At 69.0% G+C, this 16360-nt stretch carries 15 protein-coding genes and 1 tRNA gene; 7 read left to right on the forward strand and 9 right to left on the reverse strand.

Features of this window, described 5'->3' with window-relative positions; translation table 11 throughout:
• Positions 1-34 precede the first annotated feature (34 nt).
• Positions 35-736 (reverse strand): orotidine-5'-phosphate decarboxylase, encoded by a 702-nt coding sequence (gene pyrF, locus ACSQ2G_RS09660; protein WP_436030323.1) that lies wholly within the window; start codon positions 734-736, stop codon positions 35-37.
• Between the two features lie 85 nt (positions 737-821).
• On the opposite strand from pyrF, the gene ACSQ2G_RS09665 reads away from it, so the two are divergent.
• Positions 822-1517 carry a MarC family protein gene (locus ACSQ2G_RS09665; RefSeq protein ID WP_436030325.1) on the forward strand — a complete coding sequence of 232 codons (696 nt, stop codon included), beginning with the start codon at positions 822-824 and terminating at the stop codon, positions 1515-1517.
• Positions 1518-1623: 106 nt separating this feature from the next.
• Here ACSQ2G_RS09665 and ACSQ2G_RS09670 read toward each other — a convergent pair whose 3' ends face one another.
• The 3 genes from ACSQ2G_RS09670 to ACSQ2G_RS09680 form a co-directional block, all read right to left on the reverse strand.
• A complete protein-coding gene (locus ACSQ2G_RS09670; protein WP_436030326.1) occupies positions 1624-2424 on the reverse strand; it encodes an SDR family NAD(P)-dependent oxidoreductase in 801 nt (266 codons plus the stop codon).
• Between the two features lie 241 nt (positions 2425-2665).
• Positions 2666-3271 (reverse strand): flavodoxin family protein, encoded by a 606-nt coding sequence (locus ACSQ2G_RS09675; protein WP_436030328.1) that lies wholly within the window; start codon positions 3269-3271, stop codon positions 2666-2668.
• A 210-nt stretch (positions 3272-3481) separates the two neighbouring features.
• Positions 3482-3919, reverse strand: coding sequence for an Rrf2 family transcriptional regulator (locus ACSQ2G_RS09680; protein ID WP_028038899.1), 438 nt, complete (start codon positions 3917-3919; stop codon positions 3482-3484).
• A gap of 171 nt (positions 3920-4090) precedes the next feature.
• Between ACSQ2G_RS09680 and ACSQ2G_RS09685 the strand changes: the two genes are divergently transcribed.
• The 3 genes from ACSQ2G_RS09685 (at position 4091) to ACSQ2G_RS09695 (ending at position 7762) form a co-directional block, all read left to right on the forward strand.
• Entirely contained in the window at positions 4091-6049 is a 1959-nt protein-coding gene (locus tag ACSQ2G_RS09685; RefSeq protein WP_436030331.1) for a potassium transporter Kup, read from the forward strand.
• Between the two features lies 1 nt (position 6050).
• Positions 6051-6410: a hypothetical protein gene (locus ACSQ2G_RS09690; protein ID WP_310082878.1), complete on the forward strand. Its 360-nt coding sequence runs from the start codon at positions 6051-6053 to the stop codon at positions 6408-6410.
• 122 nt (positions 6411-6532) lie between these two features.
• Positions 6533-7762, forward strand: a complete 1230-nt coding sequence (locus tag ACSQ2G_RS09695; protein ID WP_436030333.1) for an argininosuccinate synthase — start codon at positions 6533-6535, stop codon at positions 7760-7762.
• A 111-nt stretch (positions 7763-7873) separates the two neighbouring features.
• On the opposite strand, the gene ACSQ2G_RS09700 is transcribed toward ACSQ2G_RS09695, so the two are convergent.
• The 3 genes from ACSQ2G_RS09700 to ACSQ2G_RS09710 form a co-directional block, all read right to left on the reverse strand.
• Entirely contained in the window at positions 7874-9580 is a 1707-nt protein-coding gene (locus ACSQ2G_RS09700; protein WP_436030335.1) for a carboxylesterase/lipase family protein, read from the reverse strand.
• 39 nt (positions 9581-9619) lie between these two features.
• Entirely contained in the window at positions 9620-11830 is a 2211-nt protein-coding gene (locus ACSQ2G_RS09705) for a penicillin acylase family protein (RefSeq protein ID WP_436030337.1), read from the reverse strand.
• A 141-nt stretch (positions 11831-11971) separates the two neighbouring features.
• Positions 11972-12047 (reverse strand) — tRNA-Ala (locus tag ACSQ2G_RS09710).
• 124 nt (positions 12048-12171) lie between these two features.
• Here ACSQ2G_RS09710 and ACSQ2G_RS09715 point away from each other — a divergent pair.
• The 3 genes from ACSQ2G_RS09715 to ACSQ2G_RS09725 all read left to right on the forward strand — a co-directional run bounded on the left by ACSQ2G_RS09715 (position 12172) and on the right by ACSQ2G_RS09725 (position 14751).
• On the forward strand, positions 12172-12498 hold the full coding sequence (locus tag ACSQ2G_RS09715) for a YggT family protein (protein ID WP_436030339.1): 327 nt from the start codon (positions 12172-12174) through the stop codon (positions 12496-12498).
• Positions 12499-12505: 7 nt separating this feature from the next.
• A complete protein-coding gene (locus tag ACSQ2G_RS09720) occupies positions 12506-12808 on the forward strand; it encodes a DUF167 family protein (RefSeq protein WP_436030341.1) in 303 nt (100 codons plus the stop codon).
• Between the two features lie 239 nt (positions 12809-13047).
• Positions 13048-14751: an ATP-binding protein gene (locus ACSQ2G_RS09725; protein ID WP_436030343.1), complete on the forward strand. Its 1704-nt coding sequence runs from the start codon at positions 13048-13050 to the stop codon at positions 14749-14751.
• Between the two features lie 54 nt (positions 14752-14805).
• On the opposite strand, the gene ACSQ2G_RS09730 is transcribed toward ACSQ2G_RS09725, so the two are convergent.
• Together ACSQ2G_RS09730 and cysK are read right to left on the reverse strand one after the other, a co-directional pair.
• On the reverse strand, positions 14806-15276 hold the full coding sequence (locus ACSQ2G_RS09730) for a very short patch repair endonuclease (RefSeq protein WP_436030344.1): 471 nt from the start codon (positions 15274-15276) through the stop codon (positions 14806-14808).
• A 32-nt stretch (positions 15277-15308) separates the two neighbouring features.
• Complete coding sequence (gene cysK / locus ACSQ2G_RS09735; RefSeq protein WP_436030346.1) at positions 15309-16295, reverse strand: cysteine synthase A; 987 nt, start codon at positions 16293-16295, stop codon at positions 15309-15311.
• Positions 16296-16360 lie beyond the last annotated feature (65 nt).

Raw genomic sequence — 16360 nt, forward strand, 5'->3', positions numbered from 1 at the left:
CCTCGCGGGCGCCGGTTCGAGTCCTGTTTTCGGTTCAGGCTTCCGCCATCTCCGCGACCACCTTCAGGGCCGCCTCGCGCGGGTCGTTGGCCGCCGTGATCGGGCGGCCGCAGACCAGGTGGCTGGCGCCGGCCTTCAGGGCGTCGGCCGGGGTGGCGGCGCGGACCTGGTCGTTCTTGGCCGACCAGAAGGGGCGCACGCCGGGGGTCACCACCAGGAAGTCGGGTCCGGCGATCTCGCGGGCCAGGGCGGCCTCGTGCGGCGAGGAGACGATGCCGTCGACGCCGCAGTCCACGGCCTGACGGATGCGCCGGGCGACCAGGTCGCGGGCCGAAAAAGCATAACCAAGTTCGATCAGGTCGGCGTCGTTCAGGCTGGTCAGCACGGTGACGGCCAGGATCTTCAGGTCCGAGCCGCCCTTGGCCTTGACGGCGGCCTGCATCACCTGCGGCTCGGCGTGGACGGTCAGCAGGTCGCAGCCGGCCCCGGCCAGCACCCGGGCCGACCGTTCCACGGTCGCGCCGATGTCGTGCAGCTTCCAGTCCAGGAAGATCGACTTGCCCTCGCCCTTCAGGTCGCGCGCCAGGGCCATGCCGTCGGTGGCCAGCAGCTCCAGCCCGATCTTGTAGAACGACACCGCGTCGCCCAGCGTGTCGACCATCGCTCGGGCTTCGGCGACGCTGGGCAGGTCGAGCGGCAGGATCAGGCGCGGATCTGCCAGGAGTTTGGGGGTCATGGGCGTTTCCCGGGGTGTGGCGCGCGGGGTCGCATCACCCTAAGAAGGGTGCGGATCCGCGCGAATTGAAAGCTAAGCACCCCGAATGAGCCAGGCCGAGCTCGCCGTCAACTTCTTCGTCGCCCTGTTCGCCCTGATCGACCCGATCGGCAACGTGCCGCTGTTCGCCGCCGCGACCCTGGGCGCGGCCGCCGCCGGCCGGCGGATGGTGGCGGTCTATATCGGCCTGTTCGTCGCCGCCTTCCTGATCTTCTTCTACTTCACCGGCGTCGGTTTGCTGGAGTTCTTCGGCATCTCGATGCCGGCCTTCCGCATCGCCGGCGGCATCATCCTGTTCATCCTGGGCCTGGACATGGTGCGCGACGACTTCACCACCATGTTCGCCGACGCGGCCGAGGGAATCGAGGGCCAGTCGGCGCGGGTCTACGCCAAGCAGCGGTTCGAGCGGCTGATCGTGCCGTTCGCCATGCCGCTGCTGATCGGGCCGGGCGCGATCTCGACGGTGATCATCTACGCCAGCGAGGCCAAGAGCTTCGGCCTGGCCGGCATGGCCATCGGCTGCGGGGTGATCGCGGCCGTCGCGGTGGTGCTGGTCGCCACCTTCTGGGCCTCGCCGATCATCAGCCGGGTGCTGGGCCGGATCGGTATGAGCATCGTGGTGCGGGTGCTGGGCCTGATCCTCTGCGCCCTGGCGGTGCAGTTCGTGCTGATCGGCGTGGGCGACGCGACGCGGGGCCTGATCCGGGCCGACGCCAAGGCGCCGTACGCGGATCATCGATAGCGGACCAAACTGGGACCAAACTGGGGACACACACTCGCCGCACGGCGTGGGTGAGTTCTCTCGATAGGCGCGGGGGCGAGTGTGTGTCCCCGCCTTCAGAAGCCGTCTAAACCTTCCTGAACCGCGATCCCTGGCTGGCCATCAGGGCCAGGGCCCAGTCGTCGGGGATCAGCTTGGCCAGCACGGCGATGGCCTTGTTGGGCGAACCCGGCACGCAGATGGCGCGGTTGGCCTCGGCCGCCTCGTAGCCGGCGGCGGCCACCTCGTCGGCGCCCAGCCACAGCCAGGTCGGCAGGCTCTGGCTGACCTGGGCGCGGGTGCCGTTGACGTCGTGGAATTCCGAATAGGTGAAGCCTGGGCACAGGGCGCTGACGTGGACGCCGGCGCCTTGCGTCTCCAGGTGCAGGCTCTGGGAGAACTTCACCAGGAAGCTCTTGGTCGCCGCATAGAGGGTGTGGCCGGCCGCGCCGGGGGCCAGGCCGGCCAGGGAGGCGACGTTGACGATCCGGCCGAAGCCGCGCTCGACCATGCCTGGCAGCACCTTGTGGGTCAGGCCGCAGACCGAGACCAGCAGCACCTGCAGGAAAGCGCTCTGGTCGGCCCAGGTCGTCTGGGCGTAGGCGCCGGGCAGGCCGTAGCCGGCGTTGTTGACCAGGGCGTCGACCACCCGGCCCTCGGCCTCGATGGCGGCCAGCACCTGGTCGACGGCGTCGGGCTGGGCCAGGTCGGCGGCGATCGGATAGGCTTCGACGCCGAACCGCAGGCGGATCTCGGCGGCCAGGGCCTCCAGCCGGTCCAGCCGGCGCGCGGTCAGGGCCACGTCGTAGCCGTGGCTGGCGTAGATGCGGGCGAAGGCGGCCCCGATGCCGGCGGAGGCGCCGGTGATCAGGGCGAGACGGCGGGCCATGCGGCGTGTGTCCAGGCAACTGCAAACGTCACCGAGACGAAGCACGACCGCCGATTTGGTTCAAGCACGTGCGCGAGACGCCCCTTCGTCACGCTGCGTATTCACAGCGCGCCACCTCCCCCGCTACGCGGGTGAGGAGAGGGGGAGGGGGCGCTCGGGCTCAAGCGCCCCCTCGGCGGCGCCGGAGCGCCGCGGGCCCGTCCTTCGGGCTGGGGGATCAGGAAGGACGGAGCTTGTCGTGTTAGGCCGCCTCGCTGAGGGCCGGCTGGGCGCCGCGCGTCCAGCGTACGGCGGCCTCGGCGATGCGGACGCCGAACAGGCGGGCGGTCTCGCGGTCGCCAGCCGGCGGGCTGATCTCGGGCGAGGCGTTGTCGGACTGGCCGGCCAGGCCAATGAACGAGCCGACGCGGTTGATCGTGTCGGGCCCGCGTTCGGCGGCGATCACGCCGGGAGGGGCCAGGCCCAGGTTCACCCAGTTCATGCCGTGCTGGGCCGCCAGGATGGTCAGGCTTTCCAGGGCGTGGCCCTTGTCGCCGGCGAAGCTGTGCGAATTGGTGAAGCCCGCGGCCAGCTTGTCCTTCCACGCGCCGGTGAAGAACACCCCGGCGGTGGCGTCGGCGAACACTTTGAACACGCCCGAGACGTCGCCCATGTAGGTCGGGGCGCCGAACACCACGGCGTCGGCGGCGGTGATCTCTTCGATGATCGGCGCGAAGTCCTGGGCGGCGTTGTCGATCTTCAGCACCACGGGAGTCTGGCCGGCGTCGCGGACGCCCTCGGCGATCTTGTCGGCCAGGACGGCGGTGTGGCCGTAACCCGAGTGATAAACGATGGCGACCTTGGTCATGGTGGTGAGCCCTGAAAATGTTTCGCGGTCTCGCAACTGAAACCGTGGCGATTACATATGGCGCCCGCCGCGACTTTCCAGGAGGATCGGCAACAGATGTTGATGCAGTTATTCTGCGGGCCGATTCAGCGCGGATAAAAACGCGGCCGAACAGGCGGCCGCCCGCCGCGCGCTCGGGCCGCCGATCCAGGAAAACGTTTGGGGGAGCGCTTAAGCCGCCGCCTCGACCGAGGCGCTGTTGAGCAGGTCGGCGACCGAGATCTGCGACAGGCGGTCGGCGACGGCGGTGTCGGCGGCGATCATCGCCCCGCGCACGGCGTCGGGGATCTTCTCGCCGACCGGGCAGCCCTTGACGCCCTTGGGGGCGACGCCCAGGTGGGCGCAGCCGTTCACGGCCCGCAGCACGACGTCCAGGGTGATGGTCTCGGGCGGCTTCAGCAGCCAGGCCCCGCCGTTGGCGCCGGCGCGCGCGCCGATCAGCCCCGCCTTGCCCAGCATGGCCGTCACGCGACGCACCACGACCGGGTTGGTCGGGACCGAGGCGGCGAGCTCCGCGCTGGCCACGGCGCGGTCGGCCGAAAAGGCGCTCTTGTGCGCCAGATAGGCCAGGGCGTGCGCGGCGACGGGGAATTTCTGACTGTCAGACATTTTTCTATGGCAGGACCCTAAGGGCGTCGCTCGTGCGTTCAACCAAAAACTGTCACCGCGGTTCGGCGGCAGGTCGCGATTGAACCGGGACGGGATTGGGTGTATCGCGCCCCGCTTGATCGATATGGGGCTCCGCACCGCGTTTTGCGAGGGCGACCCCGGAGGGATTGAATGGCTTCCGAAGCCTCTGGCGCCCCCGCTCCCGAAAGCGCCGCCTCATGTGACGTCCCTCCGCAAGCCGGCCATGACCTGAAAGGGCACGGCTTCCTCGCCCTCGCGCTCGGCGCGGTGGGCGTGGTGTTCGGCGACATCGGCACCAGTCCGCTGTACGCGATGCGCGAGGCCCTGGCTCATTCGCGCAGCACCACCGCCACCGAGCACGCCGTGCTGGGCGTGGTGTCGCTGGTGCTGTGGACTCTGACCCTGTTCGTCACGATCAAGTACGTGATCTTCTTCATGCGGGCCGACAACAAGGGCGAGGGCGGCACCCTGGCCCTGATGGCCCTGGCCCAGAGGGCGCTGGGCAAAGTCGGCAACCGGCGCTCGACCGCGGTGTTCTTCCTGGGCGTGATCGGCGCGGCGCTGTTCTACGGCGACGGCATCATCACCCCGGCGATCTCGGTGCTGTCGGCGGTCGAGGGCATGAAGGACGCGCCGCACGTCGGCCACGCCCTGACGCCCTACATCCTGCCGATCTCGGCCGGGATCCTGGTGGCGCTGTTCCTGGTCCAGGCCAAGGGCACCCACCGGATGGCCGCCCTGTTCGGACCGGTCATGGCCGCCTGGTTCCTGATCCTGGGGGCCCTGGGCCTGTTCCACCTGGTGGACGACCTGTCGATCCTGCGCGCCTTCAATCCCTGGTACGGCGTGCGCTTCCTGCTCGAGAACGGCTTCCTGGGCTTCGTGATCCTGGGCAGCGTGTTCCTGGCGGTGACCGGCGCCGAGGCGCTGTACGCCGACATGGGCCATTTCGGGAAAGGCCCGATCCGCGCCGCCTGGCTGTGGCTGGCCTTCCCCTGCCTGGCCCTGAACTATCTGGGCCAGGGCTCGCTGGTGCTGGACCACCCGGCCTCGCGGCACAACCCGTTCTGGGACATGGTGCCGACCTTCGCCTATTGGCCCGTGCTGCTGATGGCCACGGTGGCCACGGTGATCGCCAGCCAGGCGGTGATCACCGGCGCCTTCTCGATGACCCAGCAGGCGGTGCAGCTGGGCCTGCTGCCGCGCCTGGACATCAAGCGCACCTCCGAGACCCAGGCCGGCCAGATCTACGTTCCGGCCGTCAACACCTTCCTGCTGGTCGGCGTGCTGGTCCTGCTGGTGATGTTCCAAAGCTCGCACAGGCTGGCCAGCGCCTACGGCATCGCCGTGACCGGGGCGATGTTCGTCGACACCCTGCTGGCCTATGTGGTGCTGCGCCTGGTGTGGAAGTGGAACCTCTGGCAGACCGCCGCCCTGCTGATCCCGCTGGCGATGATCGACCTGGTGTTCATCGCCTCGAACATGCTGAAGATCCCGGACGGCGCCTGGCTGCCCCTGGCCTTCGGCGCGGTGCTGGTGCTGGTCATGTGGACCTGGACGCGCGGCGCCCAGATCCTGACCGACAAGACCCGCCGCGACAGCGTGCCGCTGGTCGACCTGATGGAGATCCTGCGGGCCCGCGCCCCGCACCGCGCCCCGGGCACGGCGATCTTTCTCACCTCCGACCCGGACATGACCCCCGTCGCCCTGATGCATAACCTCAAGCACAACAAGGTCCTGCACGAGCGCAACGTCATCCTGACCGTCCGCACGGCCGAGACGCCGCGGGTCGCCGACGAGGATCGCGTCCGCACCCAGGCGATCAACGCCGACTTCAAGAAGGTCGAGATCTTCTACGGCTTCATGGAAAGCCCGAACGTGCCCAAGGCCCTGGCCATCCTGCGCAAGCAGCAGGGCCTGAAGTTCGACATCATGGCCACCAGCTTCTTCCTGGGCCGCCGCTCGATCGTGCCGTCGGCCAACAGCGGCATGCCGCTGTGGCAGGACCGGATCTTCATCTTCCTGATGAAGAACGCCACCAACCCGACCGACTTCTTCAAGATCCCGCCCGGCCGCGTGGTCGAGCTGGGCGCGCAGGTGACGGTGTAGGATGAACATCCTCGGCGTCATCGGCGACGTGCTGTGGCTGCTGGCCCTGTCGATCATGGGCGGCGCCTCGCGCATGGCCTGGGGCAAGGTCAAGGACGTGCTGGTGCCGGTGCTGTGGGCGCCTTCGGGCCAGACCGTGTTGCGGGCGCCGCGCGCCGTGGCCCTGGCTTCGCTGCCGACCTTCGCCTTCCTGCTCAGCCTGTGGCTGCTGGTCGAGAGCCGCCGGCCGACAAGCCTGGACGTCGGGATCATCCTGCTGTGTGTGCGCGCCATCGTGGCGGCGATCTTCGCGGTGGTTCACCTGACCCAGGTGCGCCGCGCCCTCAACCAGCTGGCCGCCGAAGGCCAGATCAAGCTCTGACGCCGCCCTTGTCGCGCGACGCCGTTTCAATCGTCGCGAAACCGCGCTAAACGCCCCGCGACCTTGTGTTTCTCCGGCGGAGAAACACGCTGCGACTTTGTGTTTCCCGGAAGGACCCCCTCATGGCTGGCAAGCCCGTGAAGAAGGTCGTGCTCGCCTATTCGGGCGGTCTCGACACCTCGATCATCCTCAAGTGGCTGCAGACCGAGTACGGGGCGGAGGTCGTCACCTTCACCGCCGACCTGGGGCAGGGCGAAGAGATCGAGCCGGCGCGCGCCAAGGCCCTGGCCGCCGGGGTCAAGCCGGAGAACATCTTCATCGAGGACGTGCGCGAGGAGTTCGTCCGCGACTTCGTGTTCCCGATGTTCCGGGCCAACACGGTCTATGAGGGCCAGTACCTGCTGGGCACCTCGATCGCCCGCCCGCTGATCGCCAAGAAGCAGATCGAGATCGCCCGCAAGACCGGCGCCGACGCCGTCAGCCACGGCGCGACCGGCAAGGGCAACGACCAGGTCCGCTTCGAGCTGGGCTATTATGGCCTGGAGCCCGACATCCATGTGATAGCCCCGTGGCGTGAATGGGACTTCAAGTCCCGCGAGGCCCTGCTGGAGTTCGCCGAAAAGCACCAGATCCAGATCGCCAAGGACAAGCGCGGCGAGGCCCCGTTCAGCGTCGACGCCAACCTGCTGCACAGCTCGTCCGAGGGTAAGGTCCTGGAAGACCCGGCGGTCGAGGCCCCCGAGTTCGTCCACATGCGCACGATCGCGCCGGAGGACGCCCCCGACAAGCCGACGGTCATCACCATCGACTTCGAGAAGGGCGACCCCGTCGCCATCGACGGCGTGGCGATGAGCCCGGCCACCCTGCTGACCAAGCTGAACGAACTGGGTCGCGACAACGGCATCGGCCGGCTGGACCTGGTCGAGAACCGCTTCGTCGGCATGAAGTCGCGCGGCGTCTACGAGACCCCGGGCGGCACGATCCTGCTGGCCGCCCACCGCGGCATCGAGTCGATCACCCTGGACCGCGGCGCCATGCACCTGAAGGACGAGCTGATGCCGAAATACGCATCGCTGGTCTACAACGGCTTCTGGTTCGCCCCCGAGCGCGAGATGCTGCAGGCGGCCATCGACTACAGCCAGCAGAAGGTCACCGGCCAGGTGCGGGTCAAGCTCTACAAGGGCAACGTCGCCGTCATCGGCCGCACCAGCCGCTACAGCCTCTATGACCAGGACCTGGTCACCTTCGAGGAGGGCAAGGTCGCCTACGACCACCGCGACGCCGGCGGCTTCATCAAGCTCAACGCCCTGCGCCTGCGCGTCCTGGCCAAGCGCGACAAGCGCGAAGGCTAGGGTTCACGGCCTTGCGGCACGACAAAGCCCCGCCGGCGACGGCGGGGCTTTTTTGCTGGATCCGCTTTCGACCCAAGTCGGGCGTCAGCAAACGCCGTTCTCGGCCACGGCCTACTTTCGAGGGGCCGCGGGGGCCGATCGGGTTGGGGGCGTCGTCTCCGCCCGTTGCGAAAAAACCGAGAAATCCGGCAGCGGATGCGCCTGGAGTTCGGCGTCGTTCCCGATCGGCAGTATGGACGCCCTCGACCCATCGAACGCCGGCCAGGCCGGCAGCCCATCGCCCGTCGGGCTTCCTGTTCGCGCGAACTGAACCACGGTGTCGGCCAGCCGATCCGCCAATCGCCGATCTTCCGCGGTCCAGGACCGCGGGTCCACGGCGAGATTGTCGAACATGTACTGGACGTCGACGCCGTGGCCGGCGCCACAGCCCCAGGAACAGGGCGTCGGCGGTTCCGCCGGACGGTGTGCGAAGTAGTAGACATACGATTTGGAGCGGCCGAATTTCGCCTGCAGGGCGGCCCAGTGCTCCATGCGCCAGCCCCACCAGTCGTTGGTCAGTTGGTTGATGGAGGCGGCGGCCTCGGAATCGGTCGCGCCGGGATAGGCGGCCAGCAGGCGATCGGACGGCGGATGGCCCAGGAGCTTGGCCATCTGGTCGCGGCGTCCGGCGGAGGTGGACGCACGGGGGTCCAGGTAGAACCCGATCAGGTCCTTGCCTTCCTCGGCGGTCCATCCCACCAGCAGGGGCACGTCGTTCTGACCGCGATCGCGATAGGTGGTGGTCAGATCCGAGCGCAGCAGGCGCCCGTCGACATAGACGCGTGGCAGCCATGCCTGCTTCTGCAGGTCCTCGACGCTCAGCTTGCGCAGATCCGCCAGACGTTCCGCGCCGACGGCCTTGGCGAAGGCCAGGCCTTTTGCTTCGGCGACCGACTTCTGGTCGAAGCGGTGGTCGTCCTCGGGGTTGATCGGCATCGCATCGTTTCCGCTCTCGGCGATGGCGCGCTGAAACAGGCCCTTGGCCAGGGGAGACGCGACCAGCAGCGCGACCGACTCGCCCCCCGAGGAGTTGCCCATGATCGTCACGCGATCGGGGTCCCCGCCGAAGGCCGCGATGTTCGTCTTGACCCAATGCAAGGCCGCGATCTGGTCGAGAATGCCCTGGTTTCCGGACACGTGGTCCGGCGACTCGGCGCTCAGTTCGGGAGACGCATAGAAACCGAATATGCCCAGGCGATAGCTGAGGGTGACCACGATGGCCCCGCGCCTCGCCAGGTTGGCGCCGTTCTGCACGGGCACGGCGGCGGCGCCGCTGTCCATGGCGCCCCCGTGGATCCACACGACGACCGGCAGTTTTTCGGCCTTGGCCGGCGCCCATAGGTTCAAATACAGACAGTCTTCGCTTTTGGGGATTGAAATCCAGGTCGCCGTCTGAGCGCATGCGGCTGAGAATTCCCGCGTCGCCCTTTGCCCTTCCCACGCGACGACGGGTTGCGGCGCGCGCCAGCGGAGTTCACCCAGGGGCGGCGCCGCGAACGGGATTCCGAAATATTCATTGAGGCCGCCGTCTTGCGATCCCACGATCGCACCCCCGGTCACCTTCACGGGGCGGGTTGCCGGCAAGGCGTAACTGGCATGAGCCAGGAACAGGCTCAAGAGGCCGGCGGCGGCGGTCCTCATCCCCAAATGTTTCACGATTTCATCCCCCTGCGGTATCTTTCGGCCACGCCATCGATCGGCTTGTTTTTCTGTTCGCGACTTTTCGATCGAAAACACCCGGCCCACAATACCGACCGAGATTTCCATCTTCGATTTCACCGACAGTGTCGACGAAACGCCGGCCTCAAGCCTGGTCCGTCACTTGATCTCGCCCGGCCGGTAGGTCCGCTCGACATGGCCGGCCAGCTGGTCCGGATAGAAATAGACCGTCCGCAGGTCGCCCTTCGCATAGCGCTGGACCTGGTCGGCGAAGTGCCTGGAGGCCGGATCGCCGCTTTCGCCGCCGGCCGACACGGCCAGGGCCTTCACCCTGGGCCCGAACTCGACCACGGCCACGAAGCTGTTGCCGCTGGTCCCGTAGTAGTTCTTCGTCCCCGGATAGCGCCTGGCCCCGAACGAGGCCAGCGAGCCCCATTGGCCCGAGGTGAAGGGCACGGGGGTCGAGGGCTTGGCGTCGTCGAAGGTCTGGACGATGGCGCCGTCGTTGCGCTGGAAGCGGTTGATCCGGCCCCACGGCGTGCGCCAGTCGCCGAAGTCGGCCGTCAGGCGGTCCGAGGCCTCGGCCAGGGCCGCCAGCTTCTGGGCCGGCGTCGTGCGCTCGGCCATGTAGGCGTAGACCGACACGCCCTCCGCCTTGGCCTGGGCCGCCGACTTCGCCCACAGGGCCTCGCCCCAGAACACCGCCAGCGAGGTCTCGGTCGAGGCCTGCGACCATTTCAGGTCCCAGGCCTTCAAGGCCGCCACCTGCGGTCCCAGCCGCGCCTTGACCGGATCGCCGTCGGGCGTCTGGTCGTAGGCCTTGGACAGGGTCGGGACCAGGTCGGCGAAGGCGGTCAGGTAGGGATCGTAGGCCGCCTGGATCAGGGTCGGCAGGGTGAAGTCCTTCCGCGCGCTCAGCACCCGCGTGGCGTGAACCCCGCGCGGCGTCTCGCCGACGCTGTCCATGTAGCGCGGGAAGTCGGCGGGCTTGGGGCTGTAGGGGCCGGCCGCCGAATAGGGCCAGTTGTTGGTGTTCATCAGCCAGCCGTTGGGTGGGTTCTTCAGGTGCGGCGCCTCGGACAGGGCGTGCAGGCCCTTCCAGTCGGTGGCCGGGTCCGAACCGTCGACCGGCCTGGTGTAGTCGAAGCGGTCGTCGCGGCGGGGGATGAACTGCGGGTGCAGATAGGCGACCTCGCCCTTGTCGTCGGCGAACAGGGTGTTGTTCGACGAATTGGCCTTCAGCTCGGCGACCTTCAGGAAGCTCTTGTAATCGTTCGCCTTGGTGCGCAGGAACGACTGCTCCAGGGCCTCGACCGGCTTGTACATCATGGCGAAGGCGATCCATTTGCCGTCCGCCGCCCGGACGATTGGACCGTGGTGGGTGCGATAGACGGTGAAGGTTCGATGTCCCAGCGCGCCATCGGCGATCCTGTAGGCGACCTCGACGGTCGAGGTCGTCACCGGCCGTTCCTCGGCGCCGTACCGGTAGACCAGCCTGCCGTCCTCGCGCTCGATCGTCTCGGCGAACTCGTCCACCACGTCGACGGTGCTGGAGGTGTGCATCCAGCCGGCATGGGCGTTGAAGCCCTGGTAGACGAAGAACTGGCCCCAGGTCGCCGCGCCATAGGCGTTCAGCCCGGCGTCGCTGGTCATCTGCAGTTCGGAGCGGAAGAAGAACGAGGTGTGCGGGTTGATCAGCAGCAGGGCGTGGCCGTCCTTCGTGTTGGACGGGGCGATGGCGAAGCCGTTCGAACCGGTGGGCTCGCGGAATTCCACGGCCTGGGCCAGCTCGCGAGCCTTGACCTGGGCCGAGGCCTGCAGCCGCGGCTGGCCGTAGAAGGCCTCCAACTCGCCCAGCGAGATCCGCTCGACGTCGCCGCCGATGCTGCCCTCGGTGAAGCTCAGCGCCATCCACGGCTCGAAGTGCGTGATGACCTTCGGCTTCACGTCCGGATGGGTCGCCAGGTAGAAGTTCAGCCCGTCGGCCCAGGCGTCCATCAGCGCCTTCAGCCAGGCTGGGCTCCTGGCGTAGCGGGCTTGCAGGTCGGCGGGATCGACGAACAGCCTCATCCGCAGGTCCTGCCAGATCGCCTTCTCGCCCTCGGCCTCGGCCGTGCGCCCCAGGGCGGTCAGGTAGTTGGCCTCGACGCGATTGAAGTCGTCCTCGGCCTGGGCGTAGACCATGCCGAACACCGCGTCGGCGTCGCTCTTGCCGTGCACGTGGGCGATCCCCCAGTCGTCGCGGACGATCTGCACCCGGGCGGCGACGGCGCGCTGCCGGGCCAGGTCACCGGCGGGCGCGGCGGCCAGGGCGGGCGCCGACAGCGCCGCGCAGGCGGCCGACAGCAGCAACAGCTTTCCGATCCGCAAGACGCGCCCTCCCGATTCACGGACCGGACCGTCGGGCGCCGTCCTCGCCTTGTCCAGACCCGCCCGCGGTCGCGGACGCGATCAGCCGCGCCGCGCGAAAAAGCGGGCAAGGCGGCGGTCAGCGGATGTCGGAAGGGTCCTTGGTGGAGCCGAGGGGAATCGAACCCCTGACCTCCTCATTGCGAACGAGGCGCTCTACCATCTGAGCTACGGCCCCAAGGAAGCGCGGAGATACGTTGGGGCGGCGGCCTCGTCAAGCGCTCGGTTGGCTCTCGTGACGGCGGTCGCTTGCCAGGGCTGTCGCGGCGCGGCAAGAAGCGATGTCACTGGACGGGAAGCTCATGGTCGCCATCCTCAACTTCGTCTTCTTCATCGCCGGCGCGCTGCTGAGCCTGCTGTGGTGGGCGATCATCATCTCGGCCGTGCTGAGCTGGTTGGTGGCCTTCGACATCATCAACCTGCGCAACCGGGCGATCTACCAGATCAGCACGTTCCTCGACCGGGTGACCGGGCCGATCCTGCGGCCGTTCCAGCGGATCATCCCGCCGCTGGGCGGTGTCGACATCAGCCCGATCATCGTGCTGCTGATCATCACCGGCGTGCGGGCCATCCTGTTGCCGGCCCTGCATCGGACCCTGATCGGCCTGGTCGGCGGCGGCTACTACTAGCGCTCAAATGTCCTCGACGACCCGCCTGGCTGTCCGTCTCACCCCGCGCGGCGGACGCGAGGCGATCGACGGCTGGGCGGTCGACGGCGAGGGGCGGCCCTATCTGAAGGTGCGGGTCGCCGCTCCGCCGGTCGAGGGCGCGGCCAATACGGCGCTGATCGCCTTCCTGGCCAAGACGCTGGGCGTTCCCAAGTCGTCGGTGACGCTCGCCGCGGGGGCCGGGGCGCGGCTGAAACTGATCGACGTCGCCGGTTGCGACCTGTTGTCGCTGGAGCGCGCCCTGGGACGCCCGCCCGACCGCGCGTCCTGACACGCCCAGGCAAGGGCGACCAGAAATCCCAGCCTGGCCTTGGCCAGGGCGCAAAAATCCCCGGATGCGACGCGAAATCAGCGCGAATTGCGGCTTTTCGGACCGAAAAGGCGTCAGCGAACCCCGGTTTTTCACTCCCTCTTAGCGACGATGTTTCATGCTATGGGCTCTGCAACGCGTGGCGGGGGCCGCGGGGCACGGGGGGCTGTGTGAGCGACGAACGGCATTGGTCGGGAGAGATGAGCGCGGCGCGCGCGCGGCGCGGCAACCTCTATCTGCGCGTCGTCGCCACGGTGACGATCGCGTTCATTCTGCACGTCTTCATGAACGCCGGCTGGGCCTGGCTGTGGGTGGGGACCTATGCGGCGGCCCAGCTGGTCGAGCTGGTCCTGATCCGCCGGCTGCTGCGCCAGCCCCATCCCGGCCGCGTCCTGCGGTTCGCCGTGGCGGCCATGCCGGCGATCACCTCGATCATCTTCGGCTTCCTGTCGCTGCCGCTGTTCGCCTCGAGCGTGCGCTTCGCCCCGACCCTGGGCGGGCTGCTGCTGGCCGGGGCCCTGCTGAACGTCATCGTCGTCAACGCCAGCCTGAGGTCGGCGACGATTTCGGCCGCGACGCCGCACGTGGTCTATCTGCTGGCCGCGCCGTTCGTGGCCCGGGCGGCCAATCCGCAGGCGCCGCTGGCCAACGCCCTGTGGTTCGGGGTGCTGCTGCTGATCGTCTCGGTGTTCGTGGCCGCCCGCACCCTGGAGCGGGCCCTGCGCGCCGAGGCCGCCGCCAAGGAGGAGGCCGAGCGCCGCCGCCACGAGGCCGAGGAGGCCGTCGCCGCCAAGTCGGCCTTCGTGGCCATGATCAGCCACGAGCTGCGCACGCCGATCAGCGCGATCCTGGCTGGGGCCGCCCGCCTGCACGGCGACGCGCTCGACGCCGCCTCCCGGACCCACGCCCAACTGATCGGCGACGCCGGCGCGATGATGCGCACCCTGCTCAACGACCTGCTGGACCTGTCGCGCCTGGACGCCGGGCGGATGGCGGTCGAGCAGGCCCCGTTCGACCTACGCCAGGCCATGGCCGACACCCTGCGCCTGTGGCGGCCCGACGCCCACAAGAAGGGCCTGCGCCTGCGGGTCGAGGGCGCGGCCCGCCTGCCGCGCTGGGTGGCCGGCGACTCGCTGCGGCTGCGCCAGGTGCTCAACAACCTGCTGTCCAACGCCATCAAGTTCACGGGCCGGGGCGCGGTCACCGTGCGGCTGGCCGCGCGCGAGGCCGGCGGCCACCTGGTGTTCGAGGCCGTCGTCGCCGACACCGGCCGGGGCCTGACCGACGAACAGGTGGCGCGGCTGTTCACCCCGTTCGACCAGCTGGCGTCCAACGTGGCGCGCGAGCATGGCGGCTCGGGCCTGGGCCTGGTGATCAGCCGCGAGCTGGCCCGGCTGATGGGCGGCGACCTGACGGCGACCAGCAAGCCCGGCAAGGGCTCACGCTTCCGGCTCGAGGTCCGGCTCGAGGCCGCCCAGGCGCCGGACGCCAGGGCCGGCGGCGCCATGATCGACGGCGCGCGGGTGCTGGTGGTCGACGACCACATGGTCAACCGCCGGGCCCTGGAGCTGGTGCTGCAGTCGTTCGGCATCCAGCCGACCCTGGCCGAGTCCGGCGAGCGGGCCCTGGAGCTGCTGTCGTCCGAGGTGTTCGACGTCATGCTGATGGACGTCTACATGCCCGGCATGGACGGCCGCGACGCCACGCGCCAGCTGCGCGCGACCGACGGGCCCAACCGCCACATCCCGGTGATCGCCGTCACCGCCTCGGCCACCGCCAAGGACTGGGACGCCTGCCGCTTGGCCGGCATGGACGCCCACGTCGCCAAACCGATCGACCCCAGCCAGCTGCACGCGGCCTTGGGCGAGGTGCTGTCTGTCGGGGCGTCGAGGGCGGCGGCCTAAACCCCCTCCGGCCCTCCGGGCCACCTCCCCCAGAGGGGGAGGATCTGGTTCGCGCTAGATGCTCCCCCTTTGGGGGAGCTGTCGCGAAGCGACTGAGGGGGTTCGCCGAGGCGCGGTCTCATGAAGCAATCCGCCCAGCCGCTCCTTCAACGCTTCCTGGTCCTTCATCTCGCACTCCCACACCGTCTCCACCCGCCAGCCGGCGGCGGCCAGGTCGGTGCGGTTGCGAGCGTCGCGGGCGACGTTGCGCGCCACCTTGGCCAGCCAGTAGTCGCGGTTGGCCTTGGGCACGCGCGCGCCCCTGGGGCAGTCGTGGCCGTGCCAGAAGCAGCCGTGGACGAAGATCGCCAGCCACCGGCCCGGCATCGCCACGTCGGGCGAGCCGGGCAGGTCCTTGCGGTGCAGGCGATAGCGCGCGCCCAGGCCGGTCAGCACGCGGCGCAGCAGCAGCTCGGGCCTGGTGTCCTTGCTCTTGACCCGGGCCATCACGGCCGAGCGCTTGGCGGGGTCGAAGACGTCGCTCATGGCGTCCTAAACGCCCCCGCCGCTGCGGTGGATCAAAGTCCCTCGAACAGGGCCGTCGACAGGTAGCGCTCGGCGAAGCTGGGGATGATCGCCACGATCAGCTTGCCGGCGTACTCGTCGCGCATGGCCAGGTCGAAGGCGGCGGTCAGGGCCGCGCCCGAACTGATGCCCACCGGCAGGCCTTCGGTCGAGGCCGCCTTGCGGGCCATGGCGAAGCTGTCGTCGTTCGAAACCTGGATGATCTCGTCGATCACCCCACGGTCGAGGATGCCCGGCACGAAGCCAGCGCCGATGCCCTGGATCTTGTGCGGGCCGGGCGCGCCGCCCGACAGGACGGCCGAGGCCTCCGGCTCGACGGCGACCATCTTCACCGACGGCTTGCGGGCCTTCAGCACCTGGCCGACGCCCGAGATGGTGCCGCCGGTGCCGACGCCCGAGACCACGGCGTCCACGGCGCCGGCGGTGTCGTTCCAGATCTCCTCGGCCGTCGAGACGCGGTGGATCAGCGGGTTGGCGGTGTTCTCGAACTGCTGGGGCATCACCGCGCCGGGGGTGGCCTCGATGATCTCCTGGGCCCGGGCCACGGCGCCGCGCATACCCTTCTCGGCCGGGGTCAGCTCCAGCTTGGCGCCCAGCAGCAGCAGCATCTTGCGGCGCTCGATCGACATGCTTTCGGGCATGACCAGGGTCAGCTTGTAGCCCTTGGCGGCGGCCACGAAGGCCAGGGCGATGCCGGTGTTGCCGCTGGTCGGCTCGACGATCACGCCGCCCGGCTTCAGCAGGCCCTTGGCCTCCAGATATTCGACCATGGCCACGCCGATGCGGTCCTTGACCGAGGCCAGCGGGTTGAAGAACTCCAGCTTGGCCACGACCGTGCCCTTGGGCTTCAGCTCGGCGGTCAGGTTGGGCAGGCGGACCAGCGGCGTGTCGCCGACCGTGTCGAGGATGGAGTCGTAGATCTTGCCGCGCCCGGCGCGCTTGTACCGCGCGGCGTCGTAGATCGAGGAGGCGTCGTCCATGGGAAGTCTCGCTTGGTGTGGCGTTTGCAGCCGAGGGCCTGAGGCACCTTAGGCCGTGGGTTTTG

The sequence above is a fragment of the Caulobacter sp. LjRoot300 genome, assembly GCF_964253875.1.
Lineage (GTDB): Bacteria > Pseudomonadota > Alphaproteobacteria > Caulobacterales > Caulobacteraceae > Caulobacter.

What these genes read in the sequence shown, in the direction of transcription:
- ACSQ2G_RS09720 (WP_436030341.1), top strand. Translation starts at nt 12,506, where the DNA reads ATGTCCTCGACGACCCGCCTGGCTGTCCGTCTCACCCCGCGCGGCGGA.
- ACSQ2G_RS09685 (WP_436030331.1), top strand. Translation starts at nt 4,091, where the DNA reads ATGGCTTCCGAAGCCTCTGGCGCCCCCGCTCCCGAAAGCGCCGCCTCA.
- ACSQ2G_RS09695 (WP_436030333.1), top strand. Translation starts at nt 6,533, where the DNA reads ATGGCTGGCAAGCCCGTGAAGAAGGTCGTGCTCGCCTATTCGGGCGGT.
- ACSQ2G_RS09725 (WP_436030343.1), top strand. Translation starts at nt 13,048, where the DNA reads ATGAGCGCGGCGCGCGCGCGGCGCGGCAACCTCTATCTGCGCGTCGTC.
- cysK (WP_436030346.1), bottom strand. Translation starts at nt 16,295, where the DNA reads ATGGACGACGCCTCCTCGATCTACGACGCCGCGCGGTACAAGCGCGCC.
- ACSQ2G_RS09690 (WP_310082878.1), top strand. Translation starts at nt 6,051, where the DNA reads ATGAACATCCTCGGCGTCATCGGCGACGTGCTGTGGCTGCTGGCCCTG.
- pyrF (WP_436030323.1), bottom strand. Translation starts at nt 736, where the DNA reads ATGACCCCCAAACTCCTGGCAGATCCGCGCCTGATCCTGCCGCTCGAC.
- ACSQ2G_RS09665 (WP_436030325.1), top strand. Translation starts at nt 822, where the DNA reads ATGAGCCAGGCCGAGCTCGCCGTCAACTTCTTCGTCGCCCTGTTCGCC.
- ACSQ2G_RS09675 (WP_436030328.1), bottom strand. Translation starts at nt 3,271, where the DNA reads ATGACCAAGGTCGCCATCGTTTATCACTCGGGTTACGGCCACACCGCC.
- ACSQ2G_RS09680 (WP_028038899.1), bottom strand. Translation starts at nt 3,919, where the DNA reads ATGTCTGACAGTCAGAAATTCCCCGTCGCCGCGCACGCCCTGGCCTAT.
- ACSQ2G_RS09715 (WP_436030339.1), top strand. Translation starts at nt 12,172, where the DNA reads ATGGTCGCCATCCTCAACTTCGTCTTCTTCATCGCCGGCGCGCTGCTG.
- ACSQ2G_RS09730 (WP_436030344.1), bottom strand. Translation starts at nt 15,276, where the DNA reads ATGAGCGACGTCTTCGACCCCGCCAAGCGCTCGGCCGTGATGGCCCGG.
- ACSQ2G_RS09670 (WP_436030326.1), bottom strand. Translation starts at nt 2,424, where the DNA reads ATGGCCCGCCGTCTCGCCCTGATCACCGGCGCCTCCGCCGGCATCGGG.